General features: G+C 68.7%; 21 protein-coding genes and 1 pseudogene. 13 read left to right on the plus strand and 9 right to left on the minus strand.

The window, feature by feature from the left end:
- On the minus strand, nt 1–1219 hold a 1219-nt coding region (locus AB0368_RS38035), incomplete at its 3' end, for a PAS domain S-box protein (RefSeq protein ID WP_366158908.1).
- A gap of 206 nt (nt 1220–1425) precedes the next feature.
- On the opposite strand from AB0368_RS38035, the gene AB0368_RS38040 reads away from it, so the two are divergent.
- From AB0368_RS38040 to AB0368_RS38055, 4 genes are all read left to right on the plus strand, one after another.
- Nucleotides 1426–1587, plus strand: coding sequence for a hypothetical protein (locus AB0368_RS38040; RefSeq protein WP_366158909.1), 162 nt, complete (start codon nt 1426–1428; stop codon nt 1585–1587).
- Nucleotides 1588–1784: 197 nt separating this feature from the next.
- On the plus strand, nt 1785–2303 hold the full coding sequence (locus AB0368_RS38045; RefSeq protein WP_366158910.1) for an ATP-binding protein: 519 nt from the start codon (nt 1785–1787) through the stop codon (nt 2301–2303).
- Entirely contained in the window at nt 2300–2632 is a 333-nt protein-coding gene (locus AB0368_RS38050) for an STAS domain-containing protein (protein ID WP_366158911.1), read from the plus strand. The genes AB0368_RS38045 and AB0368_RS38050 overlap by 4 nt, the downstream gene beginning before the upstream one ends.
- A gap of 197 nt (nt 2633–2829) precedes the next feature.
- Nucleotides 2830–3129, plus strand: a complete 300-nt coding sequence (locus AB0368_RS38055) for an STAS domain-containing protein (protein ID WP_366158912.1) — start codon at nt 2830–2832, stop codon at nt 3127–3129.
- Nucleotides 3130–3562: 433 nt separating this feature from the next.
- Here the strand turns inward: AB0368_RS38055 and AB0368_RS38060 are convergent, their stop codons facing one another.
- Nucleotides 3563–3775: a transposase gene (locus AB0368_RS38060; protein WP_366158913.1), complete on the minus strand. Its 213-nt coding sequence runs from the start codon at nt 3773–3775 to the stop codon at nt 3563–3565.
- Between the two features lie 459 nt (nt 3776–4234).
- Here AB0368_RS38060 and AB0368_RS38065 point away from each other — a divergent pair, with 459 nt between their 5' ends.
- Nucleotides 4235–4699, plus strand: a complete 465-nt coding sequence (locus AB0368_RS38065; protein WP_366158914.1) for a hypothetical protein — start codon at nt 4235–4237, stop codon at nt 4697–4699.
- A 244-nt stretch (nt 4700–4943) separates the two neighbouring features.
- Complete coding sequence (locus tag AB0368_RS38070; protein WP_366158915.1) at nt 4944–7979, plus strand: EAL domain-containing protein; 3036 nt, start codon at nt 4944–4946, stop codon at nt 7977–7979.
- Nucleotides 7980–8444: 465 nt separating this feature from the next.
- Here AB0368_RS38070 and AB0368_RS38075 read toward each other — a convergent pair.
- A pseudogene (locus AB0368_RS38075) lies at nt 8445–8822 on the minus strand (transposase); the annotation flags it as partial.
- Between the two features lie 537 nt (nt 8823–9359).
- On the opposite strand from AB0368_RS38075, the gene AB0368_RS38080 reads away from it, so the two are divergent.
- The 4 genes from AB0368_RS38080 to AB0368_RS38095 all read left to right on the plus strand — a co-directional run bounded on the left by AB0368_RS38080 (nt 9360) and on the right by AB0368_RS38095 (nt 11987).
- A complete protein-coding gene (locus AB0368_RS38080) occupies nt 9360–9755 on the plus strand; it encodes a hypothetical protein (RefSeq protein WP_366158916.1) in 396 nt (131 codons plus the stop codon).
- 264 nt (nt 9756–10019) lie between these two features.
- On the plus strand, nt 10020–10454 hold the full coding sequence (locus AB0368_RS38085; RefSeq protein ID WP_366158917.1) for a hypothetical protein: 435 nt from the start codon (nt 10020–10022) through the stop codon (nt 10452–10454).
- A gap of 202 nt (nt 10455–10656) precedes the next feature.
- Nucleotides 10657–11118 carry a tyrosinase family oxidase copper chaperone gene (locus tag AB0368_RS38090; RefSeq protein WP_366158918.1) on the plus strand — a complete coding sequence of 154 codons (462 nt, stop codon included), beginning with the start codon at nt 10657–10659 and terminating at the stop codon, nt 11116–11118.
- Between the two features lie 47 nt (nt 11119–11165).
- The gene (locus AB0368_RS38095; protein ID WP_366158919.1) at nt 11166–11987 is read left to right on the plus strand and encodes a tyrosinase family protein; all 822 of its coding nucleotides are present in this window, start codon (nt 11166–11168) and stop codon (nt 11985–11987) included.
- 85 nt (nt 11988–12072) lie between these two features.
- Here the strand turns inward: AB0368_RS38095 and AB0368_RS38100 are convergent, their stop codons facing one another.
- Entirely contained in the window at nt 12073–12447 is a 375-nt protein-coding gene (locus tag AB0368_RS38100) for a tyrosinase family oxidase copper chaperone (protein ID WP_366158920.1), read from the minus strand.
- Between the two features lie 103 nt (nt 12448–12550).
- A complete protein-coding gene (locus AB0368_RS38105; protein ID WP_366158921.1) occupies nt 12551–12703 on the minus strand; it encodes a hypothetical protein in 153 nt (50 codons plus the stop codon).
- Nucleotides 12704–12788: 85 nt separating this feature from the next.
- Here AB0368_RS38105 and AB0368_RS38110 point away from each other — a divergent pair, with 85 nt between their 5' ends.
- The 3 genes from AB0368_RS38110 (at nt 12789) to AB0368_RS38120 (ending at nt 16588) form a co-directional block, all read left to right on the plus strand.
- Nucleotides 12789–13544 (plus strand): hemolysin III family protein, encoded by a 756-nt coding sequence (locus AB0368_RS38110; RefSeq protein WP_366158922.1) that lies wholly within the window; start codon nt 12789–12791, stop codon nt 13542–13544.
- Between the two features lie 908 nt (nt 13545–14452).
- Nucleotides 14453–14773: a MerR family transcriptional regulator gene (locus AB0368_RS38115; protein WP_366158923.1), complete on the plus strand. Its 321-nt coding sequence runs from the start codon at nt 14453–14455 to the stop codon at nt 14771–14773.
- Nucleotides 14774–15394: 621 nt separating this feature from the next.
- Nucleotides 15395–16588 carry an NAD/NADP octopine/nopaline dehydrogenase family protein gene (locus tag AB0368_RS38120; protein ID WP_366158924.1) on the plus strand — a complete coding sequence of 398 codons (1194 nt, stop codon included), beginning with the start codon at nt 15395–15397 and terminating at the stop codon, nt 16586–16588.
- Between the two features lie 852 nt (nt 16589–17440).
- On the opposite strand, the gene AB0368_RS38125 is transcribed toward AB0368_RS38120, so the two are convergent.
- The 4 genes from AB0368_RS38125 to AB0368_RS38140 form a co-directional block, all read right to left on the minus strand.
- The gene (locus AB0368_RS38125) at nt 17441–18283 is read right to left on the minus strand and encodes a CPBP family intramembrane glutamic endopeptidase (RefSeq protein ID WP_366158925.1); all 843 of its coding nucleotides are present in this window, start codon (nt 18281–18283) and stop codon (nt 17441–17443) included.
- A gap of 190 nt (nt 18284–18473) precedes the next feature.
- Nucleotides 18474–19475 (minus strand): nitroreductase, encoded by a 1002-nt coding sequence (locus tag AB0368_RS38130; RefSeq protein WP_366158926.1) that lies wholly within the window; start codon nt 19473–19475, stop codon nt 18474–18476.
- 66 nt (nt 19476–19541) lie between these two features.
- Nucleotides 19542–19682, minus strand: coding sequence for a hypothetical protein (locus AB0368_RS38135; RefSeq protein WP_366158927.1), 141 nt, complete (start codon nt 19680–19682; stop codon nt 19542–19544).
- Nucleotides 19655–19891 carry a hypothetical protein gene (locus tag AB0368_RS38140; RefSeq protein ID WP_366158928.1) on the minus strand — a complete coding sequence of 79 codons (237 nt, stop codon included), beginning with the start codon at nt 19889–19891 and terminating at the stop codon, nt 19655–19657. The genes AB0368_RS38135 and AB0368_RS38140 overlap by 28 nt, the downstream gene beginning before the upstream one ends.
- Between the last annotated feature and the right edge of the window lie 172 nt (nt 19892–20063).

Below are 20063 nucleotides of genomic sequence, written 5' to 3' on the forward strand. Positions count from 1 at the left end.
GCATGGTCGCGGGCCAGCCGAGGACTTCCTCGCGGCGGTAGCCGTAGAGCCGTTCGGCGCCTGAGTTCCAACTGGTGATCACCCCGTCGAGGGTTTCGGAGATGATCGCGTCGTGCGATGACTCCACGATCGCTGCCAGGCGCTGCTGCTCGGCCAGCGCGGTGGCCCGCTGCGCCAGGACGGTAGCGCGCTGCGCGAGGGCGGCGGCCTGTTCACCGAGCTCGGTCAGCAGGGCGACGTCGTCATCGGCGAACAAGCGACGGTACCGGCTGAGCAGCACCACCGCGCCACGACCGTCCGCCGTCGGCACCGGCGCTGCAGTCACGAAACGGGCCTTACCGGCCTGGGCGAGCGTGACCGCTATCCGCGGCGCTCCGGTGCCGGCAGCTAGGGCGTCGATCGTGGCCGTGGCAGCCAATACCTCGTCGACGTCTCGCTGGTCATGCTCATGCTCATGCTCGGGCAGCGGCAGTCCGCACCGGGTCACCACCTGTACGGTGTCGGCTGCGGCGGGCAGTAACACCACGGCCGCGTCGGCGCCGAACATCTCCCGGGCGCCTTGGCAGTAAGCCTGCCAGGTCCGTGCTGCCGGCTCGTCGGCCGGTATGGCGAGCAGTTGACGCAGCACCGTGTTCGCGGCCTCCCGCGACCAGTTCCGGCGCAGCCGGCGCGGCGGCACGAACGCCAGGACATACAGCAGTCCGGAGATCACCGCCATCGAGCGTGACCACACGGCCACCCCCGGACCGCCGCCGGCGATCAACAACGTCACGCCGAACAGAGCGGTACCTGCCGCGGCACACCCCAGCCGCGCCCGGGCGGCGCCCGCGCGGCGGCGCGCCTCGACGCTCAACAGCCACGCGGCGACCGCCTCCACGGTGAAGAACACGCCCACCACGAACCACACCACCTGCGGCGGCACCGGCGCCGGCAACGCCACCACCGGCAGCGCGCTCAGCACCCAGCCGGCCAACGCCGCCACCTGCAACCACCCTGGCACGCGGCGCAGCCGCCCGACCAGCCGCAAAGTCAGCGCCGGCTGCGCCAACAGCAACGCCGACGATGCCGCCGCCACCACCTGCGGCGGCTGGCCGATCAGCACATAGACGACGCCGAGAACGAACAGCAACGCCACCGCCGCGAAAATCAACATCACGTCGCGCAGCAGCGGATCACGTCGGCGCAGATAGCACCACGACACCCACAGGAAGACCATCATGTAGAGCGCGGTGACAGCCAGGACGGCCATGGTGCCCTCGGTCCCCCCGCCAGGTGAACGGCCAAAGGAGCATTTCATCTCAGCCTAGGACGAAAGCACGAAGCACGGTCAGAAACGCCATCAGCGCCCGCCCGCCGGCCCCCGGAGCTCAGCCGCCGAGAATAGCCAGCACACCCGTCGCGGTGACCGCCCGTAATCCGACGGCCATGGACCTGCACCGTGCGCTCGGGCAGATGCAGCAGGCGCGGGCCCGGCTGATCGCCGGCGCTGATGCCTTGACCGGCCAGACGCCGCTGAACTGGCCCAGAAGGCCAGACCTGGATCGGCTCGGCTGTCATGGTCATCTGATAGACCCGGCGGCGGCCTGACTCTTCTTGATCTCGTGGCTCGCGGCGGTCCCGCGGTTGATCCCGGTCGCCGTCTGGGCGACAAACGATTCCGGGGCACCTACCGCTGCGGCGCTGGGGGCTCGTCGTGGCCTGGACCTTCGCGCCGCCGGCTCGCCAGCTGGTTGCCGTGGTGCAAAGGTCGCGGCGCGGGCGACACGCCAGTACGGTGCAACGCCATGAGTGACAGCGCCCGGCCTGGTGAAGTGGGCCCGGCGGGATCCGGGCCGGCGGGCGCCGTGCCGGGTGTGCTGCTGCACCAGCAGTTCACCGAGGCCGAGGTGAGCGCGCTGCGCCACGCGGTGACCACAGCGGTGGCCACCGCCGGGCTCCGCGGCGAGGCAGCCGAGGACTTCGTGCTGGCGGTCCACGAGCTGGTCACCAACGCGGTCCGCCACGGCGGCGGGGGCGGCAGCCTCGAGTTGCGGCTGCTGGCCGACGTGCTGACCTGCGAGATCGCCGATGATGGCGGGCCTTGCGGTGGTTTGCCGGTGCGGTTGTCGCCGATCGACCGCGCCGGCGGTCGGGGTCTGTGGCTGGCGCATCAGCTCACCGGCACGCTGATGCTGACCCGGCGGCCCGGCGGGGTCACCGCCTCGGTCAGCGCCTGCGTGACCGCGCAGCAGTCCGTATCGTGGCCCCTGACACTCAGCGACGCCGACGCCCCGGCGTCCCTGAGTGCGAGCGAGGACAGGTGAACCCGCAGCCCGGCTGGCATCACGGGACCCGCGCCGGCGACCGGCACACTACCGTCACGCTGTCCGGTGAGATCGACATGAGCGGCGCCGGGCAACTGCAGGATCTGCTGCAGCAGGCGGTGCACGGCGCCGAGGCGGTCACCGTCGATGTCGCCGACGCCGGGTTCATCGACTCCACCGTCATCAGCGCCCTGGTCGCCGCCCGCAACACCGCGCATAGCACCGGCCGCCGGTTCACCCTGATCAACCCCGATGCCCAGGTGCGTCGGGTCCTGCAGATCACCGGCATCCTCGACACCCTCACCGAGGCGCGCCCCGGACCCTCCTGACACCCTGCCTCACCGGCCAGTGCCAGGCCCGAAGGTCCGACACACCGCGCGGACTGCGCGCGGGCGTGCTCCGCCGTTCGGAGGACCCGGCCACCGCCCGATCGACGTGGGCGGTTTCGGCCGCTAAGAGCATGTACCGGTCAACATCTGCAGTTTATCGTGACCACATCATGCGTCACATTTCCGAGCCTGTTGGCTTGCGCACGACGCTGCGCTGGGAGCCGGGACGCGCCGCGGTCCTCGCGGTGACCGGCGATCTGGACCATCACGGCGTCGCCGTGTGGCGCGAGGCACTGCTACGGCTGCGTGCGCACGGTCCTACCGCGATCTCGGTCGACCTCAGCGGTGTCACGGTCTTCTGCTGCGCGGCGCTCAGCGAACTGCTGCTGCTGCACGCCCGCTGCCCGGCGCCGCTGACGATCGTCACCCCGGCCTCGCCGGTGCGGCGCATCCTGGGCATCGTCGGCCTGGACACCCGGCTGCGCCCCACCGGCTGACCCCTCTCAGGTGGGGGATACGACGCGTGGTGGCCTTGCCGGTGTTGCATGAAGGCTGACGCGCGCACGGTGACGTGGCTGGCTGCCTCACCTGCCGGTCGAGACTGCCCGACGTGATCACCCCTGCGCTGCTTCGGGGTGATGCGGGTCGCGTCGGTGTACTCGCCGCGCGGTTGGTTGAGGGTCGGCGGCGACGATCTGGTTGCGGCCGTTGGCGACGGTGTCCTCCACGGCGATGCGCGCCCTTCGCGCCTGATCGGGCTCATCTGGTCAGGAGCACGCGCTTGCGGAGCAGATCGAAGCCGGCTCGACCATACATCTGTCGTTTGAGCATCTTGATTCTGTTGACGTTGCCCTCCACCGGCCTTGAGGTTATGGCCGATGAGCTCGTCGTTCGCGAAAACGCGGCTTCCCGGATCGGGTGGTCTGGTTCTCAGCTGCTCATAAGGACTCGTTTGCGGAGCAGGTCGAAGCCGGCGCGGCCGTACATCTGCCGTTTGAGCATCTTGATCCGGTTGGCGTTTCCCTCGACCGGTCCGGAGCTGGAGGGCAGGCTCAGTCCGGCGGTCACGGCATCGAGGTCGGCAGTCACGCCGTTGACGAAGGGGTTCATCCCGGGCAGGTCGGCCTGCATCACACAATCCACAACAAATGCTCGGGTCAGACGCTACGTCGGATCGCGAGGGGATGACTTTCAGGACGCGGCGACAGTCTCGAGCTGTTCGTCTATGTCGCTAGTCCGTTCGGCGGCCGCCCCCAAAGCCCAGAGCTCCTGCAACTCCTGCCGCCAACAGAGGTCCTCGCGACGCACACCTGAGACACCGCCCATCACCGCCCGATGCCGACAGCGCCAAGCACCGCAAGACCGTGTGACGTAGACGGATGCCGCGGTCGAGAACCGCGCCGGCGCAAGGTCTCCGGCCGGAGTTGCGCCCGGCCTCGCTCCCAGACGTGCGGACTCCGTCGCCGAACGGCCGCATGTCGATTCCTACACCGGCGCCCTGCGCCCACCGACGGCCTTGGCGAGGTTTGCCAGGCATCGGCAATGTGCTGTTCGTGGCCCCGCCTTTTGTGCTGTCTGGCCTGTGTGGACGGTGGGTGTCACGTGGGTGCGAGCGCCGCCCCGGCCGCGGTGGGGGCGCCGTTCGGCTACGTCACCGACTTCGCCGGAGAGGGACAGGCCGCCCGCATCGTCTACCGCACCGGAAACGGGCACCTGCAGGAACTGGTCGTCGGAAGGACCGGCTACTGGAGCACCGCGAACCTGACCACGCTGATCGGTGCGCCGGCCGCGGCGCCGGGCGCACCCGTCCACGGCTACGCCACCGCCTTCCCCGGCCAGGGCAGCGTCGGCCGCGTGGTCTACCGGACCACGTCCGGATCCATCCACGAGCTGGCCGTCCGCCCGAGCGGCTGGACCAGCACCAGCCTCTCCGGGGCGACGGGCGCACCGGGCGGCAGCGCCGCCCCGACTGCCTTCGTCACCGACCTGGCCGGACACGGGCCCGGCGCCCGGGTCCTCTACCCGAACGGGACCGGGCAGGTGATCGAGATCGCCGGTGGCCGCTGAGCCCCGGCCCCGGACCGGGGCAGAGCGGGAGCGCGCCCGACGCCCTCCCGCTCTCGTCCCGGCGAACACGTCCTGGGTGCACCGAGGGTGTAGGCATGGCGGCCCGCAGTTCACCCGTAAGTGGGGGCGAACCCTGGGACGCGGGTGTGTCCGCCGGCGGAAATTGGGTGGTCGGGGTCACTTCAGCCGCGGCGGCGTGCGCCGATAGAGATGGCGGATTGATCGTCGCCCGATCGGAGCCGGCATGACCACGCGGATCGCTCGTGCGTGCTATGCCGCCTGGCTGGCATCTTTGACCGGCGTCTACTACGCATGGCCGGATGAACGGTGGATCACTCGTACGGTGATCGGCCTGTCCGGCGTCGCGGCGGTTCTGGCCGGGGTGAGGACCAACCGGCCCGCGCAGCGGTTGCCGTGGTATCTGATGGCCGGCGCGCTGCTGCTGTTCAGCACTGGCGACACCCTGTACAACCTGCAGCGAGGGCATGGTCTATCGATCACGTACGCCCGCGCCGGCGACGTGTTCTATGTCCTGGTCTATCCGCTGCTCGCGGTCGCATTGGCGCTTTTCATCCGGGCCCGAGCGGGAGACGGCAACCGGGCGGCGCTGCTCGATGCGCTGGTGCCGACGGCCAGCCTGGGATTGCTCGCCTGGGTACTCTTGGTTGCGCCCTACTCCCGCGCTGCCGATCTGTCGGGGCCGGACAAGGCATTTTCGATGGCCTACCCGCTGGGCGACGTGCTGGCTTTGGCCATGATGCTGCGGCTGCTCGCCGTCCCGGGGCGCAAGCCGCTGTCGGCCGGCATTCTGGCCCTCAGCGTCTGCGGCATGCTCGTCGCCGACATCTTCTACGGCCTCCTGCGCCTGGGCAACAACTGGGCGCCCGGCGGCACCGTAGACCTGGGCTGGATCGCCTTCTACTTCGCGGCCGGCTACGCCGCGCTGCACCCGTCCATGACGCGGATGACCAATGATCTGCCGTCCGCGGACTGCGCGGTCGGCGCCCGCCGTCGACGGCTGCTGTTCATGACTGCGGCCACGCTGATCGCGCCTGGTGTCCTGCTGGCCGAGCACCTGAGCGGGGGCATCGTCGACGCGCCCGTCATCGCGGCGGGGTCCGCGCTGATGTTCCTGCTCGTCATGGCCCGCGTCGATGACCTGCTCACCGACCAGCGCCGCACCAACCAGCGGGAGCGAGCACTGCGCCGAGCCGGCGCGAGCCTCGCGGCCGCGACCACCGAGGCTGATGTCATCGCGGCCATGCGCACGGCCGTCGCCACGTTGATGCCCCCGGGGCGTTCGTACCAGCTGGTCGTCACCGACCCGGTTCCGTGCGACGGCATCTGCGATGTCGAGGACGGCGTCACCATGGTGGCAACGACTCAGCTCTGCGCCGTACCCGATCCGGACTTCGAATTTGCCCTGCACGCGCAGATGGTCCTGCCCGGCAGCCCGCCGCGGCGGGCTGCGGTTTATCTAGCCGCGGCCGCGGCCACGCTGCGGGCCCAGCGACCCGCCTTCCAGGCGCTGTTCGCGCAGATCGCCATCGTCGTCGAGCGGATCAACCTGGCCGGCGAGATCAGCCGGCGCGACGGCGAGGCCTACTTCCGGACTCTGGTCCGCAACGCGTCGGACGTAATCATGATCATCGACAATGACGACCGCATCCGGTACGCGAGCCCGTCGGCCACGACTGTCTTCGGCGGAACGGACCCGGCCGGCAACCGCCTCAGTGCGCTGATCGCCGACACCCACCACGACGCGCTCGCCGACGTGCTGGCCCGCGCCCGGGCCGGGCACGGCAACGTCGACGGCGTATACCTCAGTGCCGTCTGCGCGAACGGCCGCCCGCTGCAAGTCGAATGTGCCATCCGTGACCTGCGCGACGACCCGACGGTCCGTGGCCTCGTGCTGACCGTCCAGGACGTGACCGAGCGTCGCCGCCTGGAGAACGACCTCGTCCACCAGGCGTTCCACGATGAGCTGACCGGACTCGCCAACCGGGTGCTCTTCCGCAACCGCCTCGATCACGCGTTCGCCATGGCCGGGCGCGACGGCTCGGAGGTCGGCGTGCTCTTCGTCGACATCGACGACTTCAAGGAGGTCAACGACGCCCTCGGGCACGCCGTCGGGGACCAGCTGCTGGTCGCGGTCGGGCAGCGCATCGCCCAGACCATCGGCGCGCACAACACGGCCGCCCGGATGGGCGGGGACGAGTTCGCGATCCTCATCGAGCAGGCGCCCGACGCCGACGCCGCTGAGGCCGTCGCGGCCGGCATCATCGCCGCGCTTGCCGCGCCGGTTCAGGTGCTGGACAGCCTCGGCGGCACACATACCGTCAGCGGCGCCGCCAGCATCGGCCTGGCCACCAGCGGAGACGCCGCCAGCCCCAGCGAACTGCTACGCCACGCCGACCTCGCTCTTTACCTGGCCAAGGGCGCCGGCAAGGGCTCCTGGCAGCGCTACCAGAGCGACCTGGACCACGCGATGGTCGAGCGGCTCGCGCTGCGCACCGCGCTCCATGAGGCCGTCCGGGCACAGCAGTTCGTGCTGCAGTACCAGCCCATCGTGGACATCGGCACCGCGACCATCGTCGGCGTGGAGGCGCTGGTGCGCTGGCAGCACCCCCAGCGCGGACTGCTGGGCCCCTGCCACTTCATCGAGATGGCCGAGGAGTCCGGCGTGATCGTCGGCATCGGTGGCTGGGTGCTGCGCGAGGCGCTTCGGCAGTTTGCGCTGTGGCGCGCCGCGGCCCCGGGCACCTCGATGCACTACGTCAGCGTCAATGTGTCCGCCCGCCAGTTCCGGATGCCCGGCTTCGTTGACCAGGTCCGCGCGGGTCTGGCCGATGCGGGTGCGCGGCCCGAGTGGCTGCTGCTGGAGATCACCGAGAGTCTGGTGCTGCGCGACGCCGAGCAGGTGTGCGAGGACCTGCGGACCCTGCGCGCCCTGGGGGTGCGCATCGCCATCGATGACTTCGGCACTGGGTACTCGTCATTGAGCTACCTGCGGCGGATGCCCGTCGACGTGCTGAAGATAGACAAGTCCTTCATCGATGACATCCTCGCGAGCAAGCAGCAGCGAGCCCTGGTCAGCGCGATCGTTACGCTCGCCGGTGACCTGGACCTGACCGTCGTCGCCGAGGGTGTCGAGGACGCGGAGCAGCGCAGGATGCTGGCCGCGATGGGCGGCCCTTATGGGCAGGGTTACCTGTTCTCCAAGCCGGTCTGGCCCAGCGAGATCCCGCCCATGCTCGATCAGGTGGCTGTCGCCGCCTGAGCCGGCAGGCCGACAGCGCTGACGCGCTCGCGACGGTATCGGGTGATCCGGGACGGCGCCGCTCCACGATCCGCGTTTCGCGCCATGCCCACTGTGTCGGAGTTGCTAGATGACATTGAGGCCGCTCTGACGGGACACCCGGCCAACCCACCTACCGTTGCGGCACCGCAGGCACGACAACGGCTGGAGGGGCACAAGTGGATGAGTATCCGATCGACAGGAGCGCTGGAAACCCCAGTCGCCGTACCGTTCTCGCCACTCTCGGTGGGATAGGGCTAGGCGGACTGATCATGGCAGCTGCGGGCTGCGCCTCTGACGAGCCCGCAGGCGAGGAGGCCGCTGCGCCCGGCCCGAGCAGTTCGGCCGCGGGGACGCCCTCGTGCGTCCTGTCCGCGGCCCGTACAACCTCGAACCCCATGCCGTCACCTCCGTCACCGCCAGCGGTGGCACCGCCCTGCAATACGCCTACGACCCGTCGGGGAAAGCCGTACGAGCCCTGGCAGTACGGTTAGCCGCCCGGCGCACCGCAGAACAGGCAGTCGACGCCGTTTGTCTGGTCCTCGTCGACGTCGACTGCCCGTAGCCCTCGTCCGTCGTCACCCAGCCGGCCGGGACCCCGGCGGCGAACGCGCGAGCGAGCGTGGTCCTGGCCATCTCGACCTTGGTGGCGACGCCGACCTCGTCCGGGATGCCCGCCGCCTGCCACCGGCCGCGGTCGTCGGTCCAAACCTGGGGAACAACCAGCTGCCGGTCGATCAACGCGTGGCCCTTGGCCGAGCGGTAGGCCAGGAACGCCCCGACCTGGCAGTTCTCGATCCGGCCCGCGGTGCCGGAGTGCTGGCGGGTCGGCTCCCGCGAGGTGGTCGAGGGGTCGGGTCGCGTCCGCCGGTCACGGGCCAGCCGGCTGGCGATTTCTCGCAGCTGGGGCCCTGAACATTCGCCATCGCCATCTACATTCGCCATCGCCATCTCTTCACGTTTCCGCATGCGACAGATACCGGCGCGTAAGCAGACCAATCAGGAACAACGGCATACCGCCACCCTCCCGGAACCACTCCGGTCCCAGCTGCTTGCCACACGCCGATCGCGACAGCGCCATCCTCGCTGCTCACACTTGCGCCGACCCGCGAGACCGGGCCTGGTGACAATTTCGTACTAAATGGAGTCCGATGTTCAGGTCTGTTAATTGGATGGGATGGCATTTGACTTAACAATCGGTAATTGCGTACAAAATAGTTGTGCGGGAATTGGTACCACATTCGCGTCCTCCAGTTTGGAATGGTGCTATGGTTCCACCAGGTCGGGGGAGAGTGAACCTTTCCCTGATCGACTTTGAGGTCACGGGCAGACCCCCGAGACCATTTGTAAAGGAAGCTTAAAATGCGCAAGACTTATCAGGCTGCCCTCGCGATGACCGCGGCCACCGTGCTCGCCCCTTCGGCCGCCCATGCCGCGCCCGCCGCCGCCGCCGACCCGCTAGGCACGTACGGGTTCGGCCGAGCCGGGATCATCGGCGACGCCGGGATGACTGCCGGTGTCTGGCGTTCCTTCGCGGTGCGCTCCGGGATCGCCGGCGATGACCTGACCGTCACGCACACGCCTCGGACCAAGCCGTTCGCCACGGAGAAGCTGGCGTACACCGCTGCATTCGATGCCGTCGCGGACCCGCAGGCCGAGTGCCGCAAGGTCGGCGCGGCTGGTGTGGCACACCGAGTGTGGGTGTCGTTCCGATGCCAGACCGGTTTCGTGCCCAGCTACACGCTCTACGTGCGCTGACGCGCCGGCAACGCTGCCAAGAATCGTACTTTCAACGGTCCGAACAATGATCGCGCGCCGGTCCTGGCGGCGCGCGGATTGCCAAATCCCGAGCAATGAGTCATTGGGTCGGCGTCCCCGCCGCGCTCGAGCAGCGAACACGCCACTCGGCAGATGTTCCGCTTCTTTTCGGGACTGTTCCCGATCGCCTCTTTTCGCGACTGTTCCCGATCGCTGGCTCCCGCCTGCCCTTTTCGCTAACAGATGAACAATTTTGGAGTTCCGATGAAGAAGCTCACCGTCAGCGGTCTGGGCGTTCTGGCCGGTGTGGGCGTTGCCCTCGCGATGGTCTCGCCGGCCGCGGCCGCGGGCAACACCTTCGAGCTGGCCGCCGGTAGCGCCACCGCGTACGGCACGTACGACCGGATGATGAGCATCCCGGAGCAGCCTGTTGCGCCGGTCAAGGTCAAAGGCACCCTGGCGCTGAACGGCCGGAGCCGGTGCGCCGTCGTCCAGATCGCTGATAGCGGTCCGGCGGACGGCATTGAGTGGCGCACCCTGAACGGCCTGTGCCGTCCCGGCAAGACGAACTTCGCGGCCACCTCCGATCTCCTCCGGGGCGGCTTCGAGCCCGAGCTGCGGCTGTGTGTCGGCACCACCTTGAAGCGTGCCGAGGAAGGCCGCAACTGCGACGTCCGCACCTCCGCGTCCAGCAGCTGATCGTGCCGTCCGAGTGCTGAGAAGCGGCGGCACGCACACGATCATCGGTCGGCGCAACCACTCAGGTCACCCGTGAGCCGAGCCGAGAGCCCTGGCTGCCGGCCCGTCCGGTGCCCCGCAACGTCATTGAGCGGGGCACCGGTCTGACCCGCCGTCGCGCGCTGACGCAACGGCGGCCACCCCACCGGAAGAAGAAACTTAAATGTCCAATTTGGGTCGTCGCGACGTTCTCCGTTACGCCGCCGCCGCTACCGCTGTCGTCAGCGGCGTGGTCGGTGCGCAGGCTTTGTCCAGGTCGAGTTCCGCTGCCGAGGCGCCGACCGCTGCGCCGCTGCGCACGGATCCGCGCGACTTCGAGATCGACTACCGCGGCAAGAAGATCAAGGGAATGCATGTCGGCGGCAAGGAGCGCAGCCGGCAGCCGCATCAGGTGTCCATTAATGGCCGGAAGCTGGCCGTCATGCGGATCGAGCTACCGGCCGCTGCGGGCGCGTCCGGTGTTGCGGTTGGCTTCATCAGTGCTCTCAACCACTACGAGCCGGTCCTGCTCGACGAGGACAAGAACAAGGACGGGCTGCGCAAGCTCGCCGAGCGAGCGGTCGACGTGCTCGGCGACAGCGAGCTGACCGCCTCGGCGGGCTCGGAGCACGACCACGGGCACTGATCCGCGGCCACCCCTCCGCATTGATCCACTTCGAAGGGCGACCCATCATGGGCGTACGCAAGAACGCGCGCAACCTCACCAGCACCGAGAAGGCGGCGTTCGTCTCCGCCGTGAAGCGTCTGAAGGCGCAGACCACCGGCCGTAACTACGACTGGTTCGTCACCACACACATGAACTATTTCGCCGGCGTCAACGGCATCCGTTACGCCCACCAGTCCCCGTCCTTCCTGCCGTGGCACCGGCGGTATCTCATCGAGTTCGAGCGGGCACTTCAGGTCTACGACCCCGCAGTGACCGTTCCTTACTGGGACTGGACGGTGGACCGCTCGACGACCGGCGCTCCCTTCACAGCCGACCTGATGGGCGGCAACGGATCCGGTGGCAACGGCCCCATCATCACCGGCCCGTTCGCTGGCGCGACGAACTGGCGCATCAATGTGGGCAGCACCACCTCGACCTCGCTGCGCCGTGCCATGGGCAGCAACACCCTGCCGAGCGCCACGCAGGTCAGCTCGGTGCTGGGCGTCTCGACATACGACGCCTCGCCGTGGAACAGCTCGGCCACCAGCGGCATGCGCAACCGGATGGAGGGCTGGACGACTCCTAACCTGCACAACGCGGTGCACGTCTGGGTCGGCGGCCACATGGGTCAGCAGGACTCCCCGAACGACCCGGTTTTCTGGCTGCACCACTGCAACATCGACCGTCTCTGGTCGCAGTGGCAGACCCGGTGGGGCTTCGACACGGGGCACTACCTCCCCGCCGCGGGTACCACGAATGTCGTGGACCTCAACGAGACCCTGCAGCCGTGGCCTGGCGTGACCCCGGCGTCGGTCCTTGAACACGGCAGCGTTTACACGTACGCCTGACCCGACAGGCGTACACCACTCGGGTGCCGCGACGGCGGCACCCGCGTCGCGCTGTCGAAGTGGTGCCCGGCTCGCGCCGGCCGGATCACGGCCGGCAGTACGCCGGTAGCTCGGCCGGCTGCAGGTCGGCGCCGGCCAAGCTGCGCACCGCAGCCCGGGCGGTGGCGTGGACGCCGAAGGTCTTCTCGTAGGCGTTAACCACGCTGCTGTACCAGTTTCCGCCGTGGTCGATGAGTTCGAGCGGCATGCCGTCGATGAACGCGCACGGCCGGGCGCCGCCCCAGCCGTGAATGTAGCGGCCGTGATACCGCTCGGCGAAGGCGCCGACCCTCGGGTGAGTGTCCGCTACCGGTGCCGCTGTGCCGGCTGGCGGGTGTGCCGCCGCCGGCGTCGCCGCGACGGCGGACGATCCCGCCGACAACAGGGCCGCAGTGAGGATGGCGATCAGGCGTCGCGTCATCGTGGTCTCCTCGACCGAGCAAGGGATTGACTGACGCGAATCTATACCAAGTTTGAGCTGGGTGCGGCTTGCGCACAGTACGGCAAAACGGTGCAGATGGACCTCAGCCGTCACGCCGTTCCCACGCGAGCCGGCGCAGCATCGCACCGTCGAGCTCCGGACCGGACAGCACGATGCTGAGATGGCAGCGGGCACCACGCGCCGACCGGGCCGCAGCCAGCAGCGCGACGATCTCCTCGCCGCTGGCCCGGTTCACCGCCCTCTCCGGGGCGGCAAAGAGCGGTACACCGTGAACGGCTACCCAGTGCACGACGTGCTCTACGTTGTTTAATCTCGGTGAGGTGAGTACGGACCGTGCCCGGCGGGCGAAAGCCGGCGACCGCCCGGATGCCGACCTGGATGCCGCTCTAAACGGGCTTGAGGATCGGGTCGAGCAAGGCCTGGACCACTTCAACGCCATGATCAAGCCCCGGCTTCGGGGATGGCTGCACGCCGGCGCTTTTCCTCTCGCCGTAGCTGTCGGCGCGCTCCTGATCGCGCTGTCGCCGGACGTCAGATCCCGCGTGGCCTTGGCGCTGTTCACGTTGTCGGCGGCGCTGCTGTTCGGCATCAGCGGGCTGTATCACCGGGGCCACTGGAACGAGCGCGCCCACAAGGCGCTGCAGCGCTTCGACCACGCCAACATCTTCCTGATCATCGCCGGCACCTACACGCCGTTCTGCGTGCTCCTCCTGCCGAGCGGGCAGGCCCGAGCCCTGCTGTGGATCGTGTGGTGCGGCGCGCTGGCCGGCGTCGCCTTCCGGGTCCTGTGGGTCGGCGCCCCACGCTGGCTGTACGTACCGGTGTACATCGCCCTGGGATGGGTCGCCGTGATCTACCTACCCGGATTCTGGCGTTCCGGTGGCGCCCCGGTCGTCACGTTCCTGTTTCTCGGCGGCATGCTCTACACCCTCGGTGCTGTCGTGTACGGCTTGCAACGGCCTGACCCGAACCCGCGATGGTTCGGCTTCCACGAGGTCTTCCACGCCCTGACCATCGCCGCCTTCACCGCCCACTGCATCGGCATCTGCATCGCCTTACGCACCGCCACCGCCTAAAGACACCAGTGGCGAGCGGTCTGTACAGACTGCGCGAACGCCCTCCGGAAGGTACCGGAATAGCGTGCCCACCTGGCCGTAGTGATGCCGGTCGCCTCAACGCCGGGCACGTACTCCGGGATACACCCCGACATCACATTCACGCGCGCTCGACGACCGACCTGCACCAGCTGGGACCTGAGCCGCCGGCGGCCCGGCCCGGTTCAGGGTGTGGCAGCGGGCGGCTACGCCTGCTCGTGGACGCCTTTCAGTCGCCGTCACCGCCACCGTGCTGAAAGCCCCGGGCAGCCGTCAAGAAATCTAGGTCGTGTCGACTAGACATCCTCGCCACGATCAGCTAATGTTTCCTCCGTTGACAGCAGAGACCGGTTGAAACGTAGACGAACCGGACCGAGCGTTAAGCAGGGCCCGGAACTTTCGTGGCTCGCTCGGCAAGCGGTGGAACGCATCACCGCACGCAGCAAGGCAAGGCAAGGTAAGTGGAAGTCAAGACCTTGACGTAACTCCAGGTCAGGGCAACCGCAGGCAGGGCCGATGCAGGTTCGGGGCTCTGTCTGATGCAGCAAAGGTCCGCTGTACGTGTGCGGGGCCATGAGGTTTGCGTGGGGCTCCGACACCGGCGGACGGCACGACAGCACCACAGGTAATGGAAGCAGAGGAAAGGGAGGGCAGAACACCGTTGGATCGCCCACCGTCAGGACGTGGTTCAAGTTCTGAGGTGGACACCGTAGAGCCATCGAACGTGAGGTGGTCTCCGGTCACGCTTATGCGATCCTCGCACCCCGACCCGCCGACGGCGGCCGGTGCGGATACGACAACCCGACGAACCCGTCGGTAGATGGTGTATTCAACCCGTAACCCTGGGCCCCGGCGCTTCCTGCGCCGGGGCCCTCGTCATGGAGGTGTACATGGCCCAACCCGACGACATGCTCGACGACGACGACTACCCCGCCTACACGATGGGCCGCGCCGCGGAGATCGTCGGCGCCTCGCAGGACTTCCTACGCCGCCTAGACGAGGCAAAACTGTTCACCCCGTTCCGCTCGGCCGGCGGGCACCGCCGCTACTCCCGCTATCAGCTGCGCCTCGCCGCACGAGCCCGGGAGATGGTCGACCACGGCACCGCTCTGGAAGCCGCCTGTCGGATCATCATTCTCGAAGACCAACTCGAAGAAGCCCTTCGGCACCACCAGAACCGCCAGAACCACCAGCAAGCCGACGCTGCCTGAGCCCCGCCACTCACGGTCCTTCTCCACCATGAGAAGGACCGTCGTCGTACTACGGTGCGCTGATCTCAACCACGCGGACGACGTGGTCGCCCGTGGAGGTGATGCTGGCCGAGTGCTGCCTGGTCGCGCTCGATCTTCCTCGAACGCCATCGTGGGAGGGCTCTTCGCCCGGCCCACCCACGACATGGCTTGAGAAACTGACGGGCTGCACCCGGCGATCCACGTACGGCCGGTGCTCAGTTCTGCGACGTGCTCAAACCCTCTGATCCACACTCTGCGAACGTCGGCCCGCAAACCCTGCGCCAGATCCTCACGCTAGTTGCTCGGTGGGGTCGGCGTCTGCGATGTCAGGATCGACTCTCGCAGGGTGGTCATCGGCATGCCGTGTCCAGCCGGTGTGACATACCGGCCATTGCGACGCGCGGGGTTTCCATATTCCGCACGCCTGAGACACGGCTGGGTTTCGATTGCGTGGGCATCACCGCGTCATAACGGGGTAATCGCAAACGGTATGGAGCGTGAGGACAACGAAGCGGGCCCACCGGCCGACAAGATCCCTGACCCCGACCACATCGCCGACGCCGCCGATCCCGTCTCTCCGCAGCAGATCGTCGCCGACTCGTGGATTCCGCGGGCGGCGGCGCCTACGGTGGTGACGACAACGATCAACAGTCCTCGCCAGAGCCGACATCGTGGCCGGCGTCTGCGATGGCGCCTGAGGATGGGGGAGCGGCTATGAACGTCACCGTTGTTGGTTCTGGCAACGGAGGCATGGCTGTCGCCTTCGACTTTGCTCAGCAAGGCCACCGGGTGTCGCTGTACTCCCGAGCCGCACACGCTCACCAAAACCTCGAGGCAGTTCGGGCAAAGGGCGGCATCACGAGTCAGGGACGGCTGGAGGGCTTCGCCCCGGTGGCGTACGCCGGTACGGACATCGCAGCCGCCATGGAGGGCGCCGAGGTCGTCTTCGTGGTCGGGCCCGCGTTCGCCACCGAGCCCTTCGGTCGTGACCTCGCACCTCACCTGCGTACCGGGATGACCGTGGTGATCTGTCCCGGCTCCTGCGGCGGCGCCCTCGCCTTCAAGCGAGCCGCAGGTTTGGCGGTGCACGACGACAGCATCCTCGTCGGGGAAACCAGCACCCTGCCGTACGCATGCCGGGCCGACGGCCAGGGCAACGTCCACGTATTCCACAAGTTCGACACGGGCCTGTTCGCCTCGGCCGTTCCTCGGTCCGGCAACGGCAAGCTGCTGGAGATCCTCAGGCAGGTCTATCCCTCGACCATCGAGGCGGCCACGGTCTTCCAGACGTCTCTGCAGAACGGCAACCCTGTCATCCACCCCGCAGTGACGCTCATGAACGCCGCCCTGCTGGAGCGGACCGGTGGCGACTTCCTGTTCTACGAGGAGGGTGTCACCCCAGCTGCGGGCCGTCTCATGGAGGCTGTCGACACCGAGCGTCTCGCCATCGCGGCGGCGCTCGGCGTGACGATCCTGTCCGAACCGGATATCGGTGTGGAGCAGGGCTACATGACCGAGAGTAACTACACGACCGGGTACTCCCGCGCGCCCGGTTTCCGCGGCATCAAGGCACCGACTGCCATCGACTCGCGGTATCTCACCGAAGACGTCGGCTACAGCCTGGTCTTCTTCACCGACCTGGCACGCCGACTCGCAGTGCCCACCCCGACGATGGACGCGATCATCGAGATCACCTCTGTCGTCCTCGCGCGCGACCTCCGTGCGGAAGGAGCCCGCACGATGAGTTCTTTGGGACTCGACGACCTGACCGCCGAGCAGCTACTGAGCCTTTGAGGACAGGGCCAAGGCCTCATCCCTGGCCGCAACGAAGCTACGCGACGAGGTACCGGGGACGTTCTACCCCTTCGACCCGCTGCACCTCGACGGCACCGACCTCACGACCCTGTCCTATACCGAGCGCCGCGCGACCGTAGCGGGCCGATACGACTCCTCCCGCCGTCAGGCAGCCGTAGATGATCCGTCTCTAGGCGCGCGGATCACCTCGCGGTCGCGCCTCGGGGAGCTGGGCGGCGAACGCGGCGAACGCGGCACGCTCGTCGGCGTCAAGCAGGGCGAGGCGGTCCCATCGCCGACAAAGAGCGGGTGACGGCGGCCGGACAGGTCCTCGATCGGTCTCCCACGCGACCTACTCGGCGCCGCGGCCGCCGCTGCGCTGATTCTCGGTCTCCTCCCGGCGCTGTTCCAGGCGGCGGATCGTCGTGTCCGGCTGCCGGTACGCGTCGGCCGTGGAGCTCGCTGTATCCGTGCGCGTACCACCATTTTGCGGGTGACTGTGCCATCGACATACACCGACCGCGGTCGAGAGGTCCACCTGAACTGAGGGGCGAGCGCGCAGGCACAACGACTCCCGTCGTGAGCGGCCGAGGGGCACAGGCCCTTCGCCGGAATGCCGCTCCGATCGGTCAGCCACCGGTGCGTGCGGCACGCATCCTGTCGCGTCGTCGCCGGAGTAGATATCGCCGGTCCCCCGCCGCGTGCCACGGCGGCGACCGTGTCGGGGATTACCGGCCGTGGTCCACGTCGCCATGGCACTGCACCGTGAAGTGAAGTTCACGGGCACCGATGCGGATATCAAGCACGACCTTCGCGGCCGCGGACAGCCCGTTCGTGCCGGCAGCCTGTGGGTCAAGCCGAATCCGTTGACGGCGCGGGCGGCCGGGCACGGAAAAGGGACGGGATCGTGGCCAGCCCGGCGATGGTGACTGCGGCGCCCATCAGCATCGGGAGCCGCGAACTGGTGGTCGGTGTGGTGGTAGCGATGTCGAACATGGCGTGAAACACCGCGACGACCAGGATGCTGGCACGGCCGGCCCGGTAGAGCCAGGCGAGCACGAGCGCCGCGACGAGCAGGCTGAAGTAGAAACCGATGAATCCGGCGGCCGGCATCGCCCGATAGGTGGGTGTGATCGCGAGCAGCGGCAGATGCCACGGCGCCCACACCACTGAAACGGCCGCCGCGGCGGTCAGGGCGCTGCGTCGGCGCTGCAATGCGGGCTGCAGGAAGCCGCGCCAGCCGATCTCCTCGCCGTAACCGTAGAACAGCAGGTTCGCCGCCCAGTACACGGAGATCGGCAGGGCCGGATACTCGACGCTGGCACCGAAGCGGCCCAGCGACGGCCAGACACCGTCGATGACCCTGGCGGCGCCGACGGCGATCCCGAACAAGGCCAGCGGTCCCAGTGCCGCGACCACGAGCCAGCCGAGGCGTCCGCGCCACGCGACGCACCGGCGCAGCAGCAGCCCGACCCCGGCACGTCCATGCACCACGGCGGTCACCAGCAGCGCGCCCACGGCGGGCCCGATTCGCCCGAGCAGGTGCAGGTACGGCCACGCCGACCAGCTCACCCAGTCCCGCGCGTCAGCCAGCAGCGGAAGCCAGCACGCCCACGCCCACCCGTAGGCGACCAAGACGAACCACCCGACCGGAAGGCGCGCCACCACACCTGCGGGCGCGGCCGGCTCACTCACCAGGGGCCCTGACCAGGCTCCGGGCGACGTCGGTGATCTTGCAAGCGAGGAGTTCGCTCGCCGGCCAAACGGCCTGCAGCCGGCGGGGACATCGGTGGCCGGCTCGTTCGGGCCGGGTCGGGTGGGCGATGCGGTCATCGCGGTCATCGCCTTGTGGGGAGCGAAGGGGTTCCAGCACGGCCGCGCCGGTTCAGGCGCGGTCGATGATCTGATCCGCGGGCAGGCGGGAGGTGCGCGGCGCGCCGGTGTCGGCCGGGCCGATCGTGCCAAGGCGCAGTACCAGGCAGGGGTAGCCGATGCTCGCGATCATCGCACGCATCGCCTGGCGGGTGGCGATCACTTCGATCGGAGCGCTGTGCGGTACCACGGAGATGCGGTGTTCGGTGGCGGTGAGCCATCCGGCGGACAGCGCTTCACCGCAGCGCAACCAGTCGAGCGGCTCGTCGGCGTTGCCGTAGAGCATGACGAACACGGCCGCCTTGTCGTGTTCGGCGCTGACGGGCAACGCACCGTGGTGGCCGAAGTCGCGTCCCGGCACCGTGGTCTGCGTGGCCCGGTCCGGGATGGCGGCGTCGGAGATCCCGGTCCCGGCGGGCCGGGCGGCACCGGTCCAGTAGGCGAGTTCGGACTGCCAGGCGGGGTCTGCGGCTTCGCTGCGCTGGGCGTGATCAGCGGCGGCGGCCAGTTCGAGGACGTCGTCGGGTCGCAGCGTGTATAGCCCGGTGTTCTGCTCCTCGACGGCCGTGGTGATGGCCGCTAGGCCGGCCGGATCGACCGGCGTGTCGGTAACCGGGCGGCGGTCGGTGCGCCGCAACGGAATGGTTCGCAGGTGCAGCACCGACGGCGGATCGACCGGCGCCCGGCCCCCGACATGAAGTCGGGCGAGCAGGTCCGGCCCGGCGTCACGGGGCATCCGGGTCACCGCGACGCGCCAGCCCTGCGCGGCCGCGGCGACGCGGGCGTGGTGCAGCGCCACGCCGCAGCTCAACGTCGCCAGCCGCCCGTCAGGGTCGCTGACCTGCAGGATTCGGCTACGAACGAGGTGGAGATCCAGTGTGTCTCCGATGAGGCGCCAGCGCCACGGTTGGGTGTTGTGGATCGACGGGGCGTACCCGGCGGCGGACGCCGCATCGGCCAGGGCGTGGGTCGCGAGTTGAGGGTCGGTGGGGTGGGTCAGGGCGTCGCTGTCCATGTGGGGCCTCCTCGGTGGGTCAGTCTCGCTGTCGGCCGAGCCCAGTCGCGGATCTCGGGCAGGTCCTCACCGGTGCGCCAGACGTAGGCGTGGCGTTCGGTGCGTTTGTCGACCCGGGCGGTGAAGATGGGTTCGAACTCGGGGTCCGGTAGGCCGTGCGGGCGCTTGGGTTCGGGTCATCAGGTCGACGACGTGGACCATCCGCACCTTGAGGTCGGGCAGGTGGCGCCGCAGCAGGTCGGTGGCGGCCAGGATTTCCAGGTGAGCACGTCGCCGGCGGCGAGGACGACGTACGCGGTCACCGCCTCCGTTGCTCGCCCGTCCCAGATGCAGAGCTTCTCGGGACCGAACGGCGCATCCGCCGCCACACGCAGGGTGGGGATGTTGTGCGGGAAGGCGGTGCGGGTCGCGATCATCAGGAGGCCTTCGTCGGCAGGGGCTGGCCGTTGATCGGCACCGTGGCAGGCGGCGGAGGCACGGCGGTCGCCGCGGCGTTCTCGCGGGCCAGGAACGTGCCGAGTTCGCCGATGGTGCTCATCAGCGGCGCGGGGAACACGACGGTGCTGTTCTTGTCGACACCGAGTTCGA

The organism is Actinoplanes sp. NPDC051475, from assembly GCF_040689425.1.
Taxonomy (GTDB): domain Bacteria; phylum Actinomycetota; class Actinomycetes; order Mycobacteriales; family Micromonosporaceae; genus Actinoplanes.